This is a genomic window from Kitasatospora sp. NPDC004745 (assembly GCF_042873275.1).
Taxonomy (GTDB): domain Bacteria; phylum Actinomycetota; class Actinomycetes; order Streptomycetales; family Streptomycetaceae; genus Kitasatospora.
Map to the genome: position 1 here is coordinate 159,811 of NZ_JBIALK010000001.1, position 12,186 is coordinate 171,996.

A 12,186-nucleotide genomic window follows, 5' to 3' on the forward strand; every position below is an offset into this window, starting at 1 on the left:
CCGGTTCGGCGCAGGGGCCGATCCGCCCGGCCGGACCCCGACCGGACGTTCCTCCTGTGCCGTGAGTGCGTATAGTCGGAAATGTCGCACCTCCCAGCATTCTGCCGCCACACCACGAGGTCAAGCCGGTGGACGAAGCAGTCGACAGCGCACAGGGCGCAGTAACCGATGTGAACGCCGGACGTCACGCCGTGGTTCGCAACGACAACGGTCAGTACGCGATCTGGCCCGGCGACTTAACCGTCCCGGGCGGCTGGTACCTGATCCACGGGCCGTCCACCCGCGAGGACTGCCGGGCCTACGTGGAGCGCGAGTGGCGCCCGCCCTCCCTGGGCTTCCCGGGCGACCCCCGGCACGGCCGGTCACCCGCGGGCTTCGCCGACACCGTGCACGGCCTGTTCCGCACCCGCGCCGCCCACGACCCCGAAGCCGCCGCCGTGATCGACGACGGCGTCACGCTGAGCTACCGGGAGCTCGACCGGCGCAGCGACCGCCTGGCCGACGCCCTGCGGGCCGCCGGCGCCGGCCCGGACCACGTCGTGCCGGTCTGCCTCGAACGCGGCGCGGCCCTCGTCGTCGCCTGGCTCGGGGTGCTCAAGGCCGGCGGGGCCTTCCTGCCGCTCGACCCGGCCTACCCGGTGCGGCGCATCGACCAGCTCGTCGAGGACTGCGGAGCCCAGGTCGCCGTCACGGACGGCAGGGCGCTCCCGGGCGTACGGAACCTGCGCCCCGACGCCGGCCCGCCGGATCCCGTGGCACCTGCCGGGACACCGGACTCCAGGCCCGACGACCTCGCCTACCTGATCTACACCTCCGGCACCACCGGCGTCCCCAAGGGCGTCGCGGTCACCCACCGCTCCCTGGTCTTCACCCTCGACCGGGTCGTGCGCGCCTACGGCCTGGCCCCCGGCGACCGCGTCCTGCAGCTCGCCGCGCTCGGCTTCGACACCTCCCTCGAGCAGGTCTTCGCCACGCTGCTGGCCGGGGCCACCCTGGTCCTCGGCGGCGGCCGGACCTGGGCGCCCACCGAGCTCGTCCACCGGATGGACGGCGTCGGCCTGACCGTCGCCGACCTCACCCCCGCGTACTGGCACCACGTGCTCGCACTGCTCCCGCCCGCCGTGCCACCCGCACCGGCCCCGGACCCGCCGGACGGGGCCGGCGGAACGCCGCCCGGCGCGACGCGCCCCGCCCCCACGGGCGCCACCCCCGACACCGCCGGTTCCGACACCGCCGGTTCCGACACCGCCGGTTCCGACACCGCCCGCCCGGCCGGCGGCACCATCGGCGGCACCACGCCGCCGGGGCCCGGTCGTGACGGACTGCGGCTGGTCGTCGTCGGCGGCGACGTCGTGCACGCCGACGACTGCCGGGCCTGCCTGGAGCGGCTGCCCGGCGTGCGCCTGGTGAACGCCTACGGGGTCACCGAGGCCGCCATCACCTCCGCCCTGTGCGAGATCACCCCGGACCTCCTGGCGACCGCCGGTGCGGCCGGGGCGGCCGCGCCCATGCCGATCGGCCGCCCGCTGCCCGGCGTGCGGGTGCACGTCCTGGACGCCCGGCTGCGGCCCGTCCGGCCCGGCGAGAAGGGCGAGATCCACCTCGGCGGCCCCGGTCTGGCCCGCGGCTACTGGCGCGCGCCCGTGCTCACCGCCGAGTCCTTCCTGCCCGACCCGTACGCGCCCGTCCCCGGCGAGCGGATGTACCGCACCGGCGACGCCGGCCGCTGGCGGTCCGACGGGCAGCTGGAGATCCTCGGCCGCCTCGACGACCAGGTCAAGGTGCGCGGCAACCGGGTCGACCCGGCCGAGATCGAGGCCGCCCTCGCCGCCCACCCCGACGTCCGGCAGGCCCGGGTCGCCGCCGACAGCGGCGCCCCCGACGGCAGCCGCGCGCTCACCGCGTACTACACGCTCGCCGACCGCGCCTCCACCGGCGCCCGCGCCCGGCGCGACCGGATCCGGGCCTACCTGGCCGAGCGGCTGCCCGAGTACATGGTCCCGGCCGAGTTCGTCCTGCTGGACAGCATGCCGCTCACCGCCGCCGGCAAGATCGACCGCCGCCTGCTGCCGCGCTCCGAACCCAAGGTGCACCGGCGTGACGGCGAACGGCGCACCCCCGCGCGCACCCAGGACCGCGTCGGGTCGGCCCCCGGCGCCGGAGCGGTCGAGGCCGCCATCGGGCACCTGTGGACCGAGCTGCTGGGCGTCGAGGACGTCGGCCCCGCCGACGACTTCTTCGCCCTCGGCGGCAACTCGCTGCTCGCCATGGAGATGCTCGCCCGCGCCCGGATCATGCTCGGCATCGACGTCACCCGGATCCGCGCACTCACCCGCGCCCTGCTGCGCGACGCCACCCTGCGCGCCTTCGCCACCGCCGTGCAGGCCGCCCGCGCCGACGGCTCCGGCACCCGGGAGGCCGCCCTGGACTGGGCCGCCGAGGCCCAACTCCCTTACCCGGTAAAGCAGTCCTGGAGCCCCGCGCCCTGCCGGGCCGATCCGGCCGAGATCCTGCTCACCGGTGCCACCGGGTTCTGCGGCGCCCACCTGCTGCACGCCCTGCTCGCCACCACCCGGGCCCGGATCCACTGCCTGGTCCGCGCCCCCGACGAGGAGCACGGGCTGGAACGCCTGCGCGCCTCCCAGCAGCGCTTCCTGCGGCACGACCTCGCCGACACCCGCGTGCTGCCGCTGGTCGGCGACCTCGCCGAACCCCGGCTCGGCCTCACGGAGCGCCAGTTCGCCTGGCTGGCCGGCAACGTGGACGCCATCCACCACCTCGGCGGACAGGTCAACTTCATCTACCCGTACCACCAGCTGCACGCACCCAACGTGGGCGGCACCCGCGAGATCGTCCGCCTCGCCGGGCACAGCCGGGGCATCCCCGTGCACTACCTGTCCACCCTCGCCGTCCTGGCCGGCTTCGGCGCGGCCGGCGTCGACGAGGTCACCGAGCGGACCCCGCTCGCCCACGCCGACAAACTCGGCGTCGGCTACGTCGAGAGCAAGTGGGTCTCCGAGCAGCTGCTGCACAACGCGGCCGCCGCCGGGCTGCCCGTCACCGTGCTGCGCACCAACGACGTCACCGGGGACCTCGCCAGCGGCGTCATGAACACCGGCACCGAGATCTGCGCGCTCATCAAGTACCTCGCCGACAGCGGCACCTGCCCCGACGTGCGGCTGCTGCTCGACTTCGTCCCGGCCGACCGGTTCGGCCAGGCCGTCGCCCACATCGCCGCCCACGCCCCCGCCAACGGCGAGGTCTACCACCTCACCTCGCCGCGCCCGGCCGTCCTCGCCGACCTCGCCGACCGGCTCCGGGCCCGCGGCCACCCGATCGCCGAACTCCCGTACGGCGAGTGGGTACAGGGTCTGGTGCGGTTCGCCGCCGGCCACCCGACCCACCCCATCACCCCGTTCGTCCCGCTCTTCGTCGACCGCAGCCCGGGGACGGACCTGTCGATCAGCGAGATGTACTTCCGCCCGACCTTCCCGCTGTTCGACCGGGCCAACACCGACGAGGCGCTCACCGGCAGCGGCATCGAGCTGCCCGCGGTGGACGCCGACCTGCTCGACCTCTACCTGCGGCAACTGGCGGCGGAGGGCTTCCTCGCCGCACCGGCCGGAGCGCTGCGCGGATGAACGCCTTCGCCGGACTGGACGTGCGCACCGCGCCCGCGGACGGGCCGGTGGCCTTCGGTGCGGGCCTCGGCGCGGCGGAGCTGCTGGCGGCCTACCGGTGCGGGCTGTTCCCGATGCCCGCGGCCGACGAGTTCGCCGCCGCGTACAACGAGGCGCGCTTCCAGGATGCCGTGGAGAAGGGCGAGTTGGCGCTGCTGACCGCCCCCGGCGGTCCCTCCGGAGGCCCGGACGCGGACCCGTACGCGCTCGCCTGGTGGTCACCCGACCCCCGCCCCGTGCTGCCCCCCGACGGCGTGCGGATCGGCCGCCGGCTCGCCCGGCGGCTCCGGAACGGGCTGCCGTGGTGGACCAGCGCCGACCGGTCCTTCGGCGAGGTGCTGGAGCGCTGCGCCGAGCGGCGTCAACCCGTCTGGCTCACCGACGAGTTGAAGAAGGGGCTGGAGGAGCTGCACGCGCTCGGGGCGGCGCACAGCGGAGAGGTGTGGGAGGGCGACGAGCTGATCGGCGGGGTCTTCGGCGTCGCCACCGGGCCCGTCCTCAGCCTCGACTCGATGTTCCACCTCCGCCCCGACGCCGCCCGGGTGGCCGTCGCCGACCTGGGCGTGCGGTTCGGCGCGGCCGGCGGGCGGCTGCTCGACGCCCAGTGGGACGGCCCGCACATCCGCAGCCTCGGGGCCGTCCTGATGCCGCGCGAGCGGTACCTGGCCGAGCTGGCCGCCGGTGTCGAGCCGGGGCCGCTGGCCTGCGGGCCGAAGCCGGCGGCCCGGCTGGCCTGACCCGCCCGCCCGGCTGCCTGCCCGGCCTGCCTGCGCGGGCCCTGCTCCGGGCGCCTCGGCGCGTTCACCCCGGTGCGTTCACCTCGGCGACGCCCGCCGTTTGGCCTGTCTTCGACAAACTTATTCCTCGTCAGTAACATAGCGCCGCGTGTTCAAGCGCTCCATAGGCAGGGCCACCGGCCCCGCCGTCCTCACCCTCATCCTCGCCGGGGTCGCCGCCTGCGGACCCACCACCCCGGGCACCCAACCAGCCGCCGCCGGCGCCGCCGCACCGGCCGCCACCGGCACCGCAGCCGCCGCACCGGCCGCCGCCGCGGGCACCCCGGCCGCCGCCCAGGCCGCCGGCGCCCCCCGGGCCAAGGCCGGCACCCCGACCGCCACACCCACCAGCGCCAAGCCCACCGCGGCCGCCGCCGCACCCGTCGCCGCCGCGCCGGCCGGCGACAAGCAGGCCGCCATCGCGGCCCCGGCCAAGGACGGCGGCGCGGCCACCCCGGCCGACCGCAACCTCCAGCTCACCGCGTACGACCCGGCGAGCGGCACCGCCGTCCTCTCCGCGCCGGCCGCGACGACCGCGCCGACGACCGCGCCCTCCACCCCGGCCACCCCGTCGGGCACCCCCACCGCGGCCCCCGCCGTCCAGCCCGGGCAGCTGATCGCCAGCCCGCCCACCGCCGCCGCCCCCCAGGGCGCGCTGGTCGCCGTCACCGCCGTCCACCCCGGCGCCGGCACCACCCTCAACCTCGCCACCCGCCCCGCCACCCTCGCCGAACTCCTCGGCGGCACCGAGGCCGACGGCAAGGTGCCGGTCGACCCGCACGGCATCACCGTCACCCCGCTGGTCAAGGACCTCAAGGCCACCGTCGGCGCAGACCCGTCCGGCGTCAAGGCCGACGCCTCCGGCACCCTGGAGGTCGACGTCAAGGCGCCCATGCCGCTGCCCGGCGGCGCCAGCGTCGACGCCAGCGGCTCCCTCCAGCTCCACCCCGCCGTCCACTTCGCCTACCACGGCGCGGCCGCCGGCAGCCCCCGCACCGCCTCCATCGGCTTCGACCTCGGCGCCCAGGCCCACTGGAAGGTCACCGGCGACCTCGCCCGCGACACCGGCGCGGCGCCCGTCCGGCTGCCCTTCGCCAAGCTCCAGGCCAGCCCCGTGCTGACCGTCGCCGGGCTGCCCGTCGTGGTCAACCTCGGCCTCACCTGCTACCTGGAGATCAGCGCCGACGGCCAGGTCCACCTGGAGGCCGAGCAGGAGGCCACCGGCACCTGGGCCGTGCGCGCCGACTACACCGGCGGCAAGGGCTGGGCCCCGACCACCAGCGCCGACACCAAGGTGTCCCCGGTCCGGGTGCGCCTCACCGGCAAGGCCGGCGTCCGCGCCGCCCTCGGCGCCGAGGTCAGCATCGGCCTCTACGACACCGTCGGCGTCGAGACGACCGTCGCCCCCTACCTGAGGGCCCAGGCCGAAGGCTCCCTGAGCGCCGACTCCTCCGGCAACCCGCCGCAGGCCCAGGGCAGTTGGTCCCTGGTCGGCGGCGTCGACCTGAACGGCTCGCTGACCGCCCACCTCAAGGTCTTCGGCACCCCGGTCATCGAGGGCAAGCTCCCGCTGCCCCCGTTCCACCGCGAATGGCCCCTGCTCGCCGGCTCCGCGGTCCTGCCGTCCACGAAGCCCACCAGCAGCTGAGCCTCCCCCGAGAGCGATCCCAGGAGTGGGAAGTCGGCGGGTCCGACTTCCCACTCCTGCGTTTCTCGCCCGAGCGAGCGGGTTCCTCCGGACCGAGGGCGCCGGCACCCCGTCCGGCCGACGGCTCCCCGCCGGCGCCGGTCAGATCCAGTTCCGGTTCCGGGCCGCCAGCGCGGCCTGGAACCGGTTGGGGGCGCCGAGGCGTCGCATCAGTGCCGCGACGTGGCTGCGGTACGTCCGCACCGACATGTCCAGGGTGCGGGCGCCGGCCTCGTCCTTGTCGGCGCGGGCCATGGTCCGCAGCACCTCCCGCTCGATCGCGCTCGGGAGCTCCTCCCCGACGCCGCAGGCCTGTGACCAGCGGCGCTCGAAAAGAGCCAGCAGGTGGGCGACCACTCCCGGTTGGCGGATGACCAGGGCGCCCCGGGTGATGTCCTGCGGGTCGGTGGCGACGAGGGCGGTTCGGCGGTCGAAGACCACCATCCGTTCGAGCGGGTCGGGCGTACCGCGTACCTGGGCGCCCTGTTCGGCCAGTTCGGTGGCGAAGCGGCTGACCCTGCGGCACTCGAGGGCGTTGCTGTGCAGGATGGTCCGCATCCGCAGGCCGCGCCGTAGGTACTTGAGGTCGGAGGCCCGGACGGCGTCGAGAGCGGCGGAGATGATCGGCCCCGGGTGGGTGGTCAGACGCTCCTCGCGGACGAAGAACGACAACTCGTCGACGCACTCGACCACCTGGTCGATGCCCTCGACGTACTGGAGGTCGCCCGCCGGATCCTGCCGCCCCGCCCGCAGGTCCTCCAGCAGGCCGTCCACCAGGTGGCGGGCAGAGAGGACCCGTCGGATCTCGTCCTGGAGTCCGTCGAGCCGGCACCGGGCCAGCCGTTCGACGGCGGTTCTCGGGTCGACGGCGTCGAACGCGGGATCGTGCGGGGGCCGACCGTGCGCGGTGGTCGCCAGACCGATTTCACGGAGCCCGGTGACGGCCGCCCGGGCGTCGTCGAGACCGAGTCCGCAGCCGAGGGCGATCGCGGTGATGCCGATGCGGGGGGAGCGCAGGAGCAGCCGGTAGACCGACTCCTCCCGGGTGCTCACGCCCAGTACTGCCAGTGTGTTGCCTTCCACGCGGGTGCCCTCGGGGTGTCGAAGCGGAGGTGGCGGTCCGGATCGGGCCGCCGCAGGACAGTGATCGTCCAACAGCGGCCGGGGGCTCCCCAGGGACCTGCGCCCCGACCGGTCGGGACCAACGTCCCGGGGCTCGCAGGAAGTTGCAGCCCGGTGGTGCAGGCAGTGCCACCGGAAGCGGGCGCTCGGCGGATCCGGACGCCGGTAGGTTTGTTCGTGTCCGGATGGACAAGCCCGCGGCTGCTCGGCGCAGTTGCGGGTCGAGGGGGGCGGGTCGCCGGGGCGTCGAGGGGGGCCCCGGCGACCCGGCGTTTCGATCCCGCCCTCCGGGGTGGAAGCCGGGGCGGTGGGTCATAGGTCTGATCTATGGGGCGACAGGGCGGACCCCCCTACCCGGGCAGCGCCGTGCCGCGAAGGGTGAGGCGGAGAGAACCGCCGATCCGGTCGAAAACACGATGGCCGAGGCCTGAGGCTCAAGCAGGAAGGACCAGCAGTGACGTGGAAATGCGCACTCCGCGCGGCGGCTGCCGCGCTCGCGACCGGAGTGCTGACGGTCGGCGGAACCGCGCCGACGGAGGCTGCCGCGGCGGACGGTGGTGCCGGGGGGACGGTCATCACGGCGGCCGAGGTCGTGGGACTCGGCGACTACATCCGGTTGGGCGAAGCGAAGGACGACGGGCGGATCGGGGGCCTGGTCAAGGTGACGACCGCCGACGGCGGCACGTTGTTCGTCTACTGCCTCGACGCCCGGACCGAACTGAACCCGGGTTCGGTCTACCGTGAGGGCGGTCGGTCCGACGTACCGACACTCCGGGCCAACCCCGATGCGGGGAAGGTCAACTGGATCCTGCAGCACGGGTACCCGGCGGTGTCCGAGGGCGAGCTGGGCGAGCTGGTGGGCGGCGAGATCTCCCCGCAGCGCGCGGCCGGGGCGACCCAGGCCGCGATCTGGCGCATCACCAACCACGTCACGGGCGTCCCGTGGGATCCGGTCGGAGCCAGGCTCGCCGACTACCTGGCGACGCATGCCGTCGACGCCCCTGAGTCGGCCGCTCCGCTCTCCCTCACCCCCGGCGCGGTGTCCGGGAGTGCCGGGTCGGTGCTCGGTCCGATCGGGATCACCTCCGCGGGGGATCCGGTGGACGTCTCGCTGGACCCGGCGGCGGTCGCGGCGGGCGTGGTGCTGACCGATCGGGCGGGGAAGGCCGTGTCCGACGGGGGAGGCCGGCTGAGTCCACCCGCCATGAGCGGGGACTCGGTCTTCGTGAAGGCTCCGGCGGGCGCCGAAGCCGGTAGCGCGACCATCAGGGCGACTGCGTCGGTCCCGGCGCCGGTGGGTCGGGCGCTGGTGAGCCCGGACAGTCAGGACCTGCTTCTGGCGAGTGGTGCCGACAAGGTCGTCACCGGCACCACCTTGGCGGTGAGTTGGACCTCGGCCACCTCCCCGCCGTCGCCCACCGCCACCCCGAGCGATTCGGCGAGCCCGAGTGCCGGCCCGACCGCGGGTCCGACGCCGAGTACGGGCCCGGGCGTGACGCCGACCGCGGGTCCGACGCCGAGTACGGGCCCGACCGCGGGTCCGACGCCGAGTACGGGCCCGGGCGTGACGCCGAGTACGGGCCCGGGCGTGACGCCGGGTGTGAGCCCGAGCCCGACGCCGACTACGGGCCCGAGCGTGACGCCGGGTGTGAGCCCGGGCACGGCTCCGGGCGCGGGGCCCTCCGGGACCCCGGGGGGCGTGCTCCCCTCCACCGGCGCCAGCGGCGGCATCGTGGTGGCCGCCGGTGCCGGCATCGGGCTGCTGCTGGCGGGCGGTCTCGTGGTCGTGGTCCACGAGCGTCGCCGACGCCGCCGCAACGGTGTCTGAGTGCGTTCGCCACGGAGCGGGACGTCGCCCGGTTCGACTTCCCACTCCGTGGCGAACGCCCGACCGGACCCGGACTCCCCTACTCTGGCGGCATGCTGTCCGTGGTGGTGGCCCCCTGGGCGGGGGCGGAGCCGGTGTTCGTGCGTGCGCCGGACGAACTGCACGACGCCGCCAGCACGATGAAGGTGGCGGTGCTGGCGGCGCTCGCCCGGAGTGGGGTGGACCTCGACGCCGAGGTGTCGGTGGTGAACCGCTTCCGGTCCGTCGTCGGCGGGGAGTTCGGCAACGATCCGGACTGGGACAGCGATCCGCTGCCCTGGGAGCTGCTGGGCACCCACGTGCCGCTGCGGCTGCTCGCCGAACGGATGATCACGCACTCCTCCAACCTGGCCACCAACCTGTGCCTGGCGCGGGTCGACCGGGCGGCGGTCGCACAGGTGTGGCGCCGGGCCGGCGCGAGCCGCAGTGCGAGCCCGCGCGGCATCGAGGACTACGCGGCGCGCGACGCCGGGGTGCACAACCTGGTCAGCGCCCGTGACCTCGTGCGGCTCCTCCACTCGCTCGCCGGCGAGCCGGCGCTGCTGGAGCTGCTGGAGCGCAACTCCTTCCGGGTGGACTTGGCGGCGGGGCTGCCGCCCGGGACCCGGATCGCGTTCAAGAACGGGTGGATCCCGGGTGCCCGGCACTGCGTGGGCCTGGTGCACCCGCCGGACTGCCCGCCGTACCTGATCGCGGTCTGCTACTCCGGCCCGCTCGCCGACGGCAGCGACCGCGCCGATCCGGCGGCCCGGCTGCTGGCCCGGGTCTCGGCGGCGGTGTGGGCGCGCCGGCACGGGATCGGCGGCGCGCCGCCCGCGGGGCCGGTGGCACGAGGCCGGTGACGCGCCGCCGGCCCGGGCGGGCCGGCGGCGTGCGGGTGTGCGGCGGCCGCCGTCAGTACGGCTTGACGAGCACGTGGGCGGCGCCCGGGATGCCGATCTTCAGGAGCTCGTCCTCCTCCGCGGTGGTCGGCGTGCCGGTCTCCTGCTTGAGGACGGCGCGGGACAGCGACTGGACCCAGAGGGCGCGCGGGCGGCGGCGCTCCTCCCAGGCGGCGAGGGCGGCCGGGACGTCGTCGGCCGCGTCGAGGCTCTCGGCGAGGACGAGGGCGTCCTCGACGGCCATCGCGGCGCCCTGGGCGAGGTGCGGGGTGGAGGCGTGGGCGGCGTCGCCGGCCAGGGCGATGCGGCCGACGTGCCAGGGCTCCTCGACGGTGACCTGGGAGATCCGGGTGTAGACCACGGCGGCCGGGTCGGTGACCTGGGCGAGGGCCTCGGCGACGGGGCCGCCGAAGCCGTCCAGCCGCTCGTGGAGCTGCTCGTGGGCGCGCTCCCGGTCGGGGCGGAAGTCCTCGGCCTCGGCGAACACCGAGCCCAGGTACATCAGTTCCGTGCTGATCGGGGTGAGCAGCGCCTTGGCGCTGAGGTTCCCGGCGGACATCACCACGCCCTGCACCTCGGGCGAACGCGGCAGGGTGACGCGCCAGTTGGCGAAGCCGGTGTACTCGGGGGCGTAGGCGTCGCCGTACAGGTGCCTGCGCAGCGGGGAGCCGATGCCGTCGAAGCCGACGACGAGGTCGTAGCGGTCGTGGTGGCCGTCGGTGAGGGTGGCGTCGACCCCGTTGCCGTCGTCGGTGAGCTCCGCGATCGTCGTCCCGAAGCGGACGGTGGCGCCCGCCGCGGCGGCGGCGGTGGCGAGCACCCGGGCGAGCGCGGGGCGGGGGATGCCGTTGTTGGCGGGGGCGCCGTCCATCCGCGGCTGCGGGATCCTGGCGAGGGTGGCGCCGGCCGGGTCGCAGATGGTCAGCACCTCCCACTCGAAACCGGCGGCGAGGCAGTCGTCGAGGACGCCGATCGCGCGCATCACGTGCAGCGCGTTGGAGGGCTGGATGATGCCGACGCCGAGCGCCTCCGGGCGGTCGCGCAGTTCGGCGACGTCGACCCGGTGGCCGCGCCGGGCGAGGGCGGTGGCGAGCGTGAGTCCGCCGATGCCGCCGCCGTGGACGAGGACGCGCAGGGGTGGGGTCATGAGGTGGCTCCAGGGGGTGGCGGGTCAGCCGACGGGGGCGGCGGCGAGGTCCATCAGGTGGTCGACCAGGGCGAGCAGCAGGTCACGGCCGAAGGCGCGTTCCCGGACGTCGCCGAGCAGCATCGGGACCTGCGGGTCGAGGTCGAGGGCGGCCCGGATCTCGTCCGGGGTCCGGGTGTTGTGGCTGTGGAAGCAGTTGATGGCGACGACGAAGGGGATGCCGCGGCTCTCGAAGAAGTCGATGGAGGCGAAGCTGGTGTCGAGCCGCCTGGTGTCGGCGATGACGATGCCGCCGAGGGCGCCGTTGACCAGGTCGTTCCACATGAACCAGAACCGCTCCTGCCCGGGGGTGCCGAACAGGTAGACGACGAGGTCGGGGTTGACGGTGATCCGGCCGAAGTCCAGGGCGACGGTGGTGGTGTCCTTCTGGTCGACGCCGGACAGGTCGTCGACGCCGACGCTGGCCCGGGTCAGGTACTCCTCGGTGCGCAGCGGGGTGACCTCGCTGACCGAGCCGACCAGGGTGGTCTTGCCGACGCCGAATCCGCCGGCGATGAGGATCTTGACGGCGGCCGGCGCGTCGACGGCACTGCTGGAGTGGGGTGTCGCCATGGTTCAGAGTCTCCGGAGTCCTTCGCGAACGGCCGTGAGCAGGCCGAGGTCCACGCCCCCGGCGGCGCGGGCCACCGAGAGCGGCGCCCGGGCCCGCAGCAGGCCCTGGGCGACCAGGTCGCCCAGCAGGATCTTGGTGACCGAGACCGGGAGGTCCAGGCCGGCCGCCACCTCGGCGACCGCCGCCGGGCGCCGGCAGCGGTCGAGGATCGTCCGGTGCTCGGGCTGGAGGCCGCGGGCACCGGCGCGGCTGCCCCGCGCCAGGGCCCGGGCGGCCTCCTCCTCGACGGTGGTGAGCACGGTGATCAGGGTGAGGTCGTCGCGTTCGGGGGCGGTGCGGCCGCGGGTGATGGTGTAGGGGCGCACCATGACGCCCGACTCGTCCTCCGCGTCCTCGCCGGGCAGCTCGCTCCA

9 protein-coding genes are annotated in these 12,186 nt (G+C 75.3%); 5 read left to right on the top strand and 4 right to left on the bottom strand.

What is annotated here, in order from left to right:
* Positions 1–170 precede the first annotated feature (170 nt).
* From ACFYUY_RS00545 to ACFYUY_RS00555, 3 genes are all read left to right on the top strand, one after another.
* The gene (locus ACFYUY_RS00545) at positions 171–3,641 is read left to right on the top strand and encodes a thioester reductase domain-containing protein (RefSeq protein ID WP_387896765.1); all 3,471 of its coding nucleotides are present in this window, start codon (positions 171–173) and stop codon (positions 3,639–3,641) included.
* A complete protein-coding gene (locus ACFYUY_RS00550; RefSeq protein WP_360205010.1) occupies positions 3,638–4,417 on the top strand; it encodes a leucyl/phenylalanyl-tRNA--protein transferase in 780 nt (259 codons plus the stop codon). The genes ACFYUY_RS00545 and ACFYUY_RS00550 overlap by 4 nt, the downstream gene beginning before the upstream one ends.
* Before the next feature lie 148 nt (positions 4,418–4,565).
* Positions 4,566–6,104: a hypothetical protein gene (locus ACFYUY_RS00555; RefSeq protein WP_387896767.1), complete on the top strand. Its 1,539-nt coding sequence runs from the start codon at positions 4,566–4,568 to the stop codon at positions 6,102–6,104.
* A gap of 141 nt (positions 6,105–6,245) precedes the next feature.
* On the opposite strand, the gene ACFYUY_RS00560 is transcribed toward ACFYUY_RS00555, so the two are convergent.
* Positions 6,246–7,196: a LuxR C-terminal-related transcriptional regulator gene (locus ACFYUY_RS00560; RefSeq protein WP_387896769.1), complete on the bottom strand. Its 951-nt coding sequence runs from the start codon at positions 7,194–7,196 to the stop codon at positions 6,246–6,248.
* Positions 7,197–7,719: 523 nt separating this feature from the next.
* Here ACFYUY_RS00560 and ACFYUY_RS00565 point away from each other — a divergent pair.
* The gene (locus ACFYUY_RS00565; RefSeq protein WP_387896770.1) at positions 7,720–9,093 is read left to right on the top strand and encodes a Cys-Gln thioester bond-forming surface protein; all 1,374 of its coding nucleotides are present in this window, start codon (positions 7,720–7,722) and stop codon (positions 9,091–9,093) included.
* Positions 9,094–9,185: 92 nt separating this feature from the next.
* Positions 9,186–9,974: a serine hydrolase gene (locus tag ACFYUY_RS00570; protein WP_360205022.1), complete on the top strand. Its 789-nt coding sequence runs from the start codon at positions 9,186–9,188 to the stop codon at positions 9,972–9,974.
* A 52-nt stretch (positions 9,975–10,026) separates the two neighbouring features.
* Here ACFYUY_RS00570 and ACFYUY_RS00575 read toward each other — a convergent pair whose 3' ends face one another.
* From ACFYUY_RS00575 to ACFYUY_RS00585, 3 genes are read right to left on the bottom strand one after another with little or no spacing between them, the layout of a single operon-like run.
* Positions 10,027–11,160 (bottom strand): FAD-dependent monooxygenase, encoded by a 1,134-nt coding sequence (locus tag ACFYUY_RS00575; protein WP_360205024.1) that lies wholly within the window; start codon positions 11,158–11,160, stop codon positions 10,027–10,029.
* A gap of 24 nt (positions 11,161–11,184) precedes the next feature.
* Positions 11,185–11,772: an ATP/GTP-binding protein gene (locus ACFYUY_RS00580; protein WP_360205026.1), complete on the bottom strand. Its 588-nt coding sequence runs from the start codon at positions 11,770–11,772 to the stop codon at positions 11,185–11,187.
* A gap of 3 nt (positions 11,773–11,775) precedes the next feature.
* The gene (locus ACFYUY_RS00585; protein WP_360205450.1) at positions 11,776–12,141 is read right to left on the bottom strand and encodes a DUF742 domain-containing protein; all 366 of its coding nucleotides are present in this window, start codon (positions 12,139–12,141) and stop codon (positions 11,776–11,778) included.
* Between the last annotated feature and the right edge of the window lie 45 nt (positions 12,142–12,186).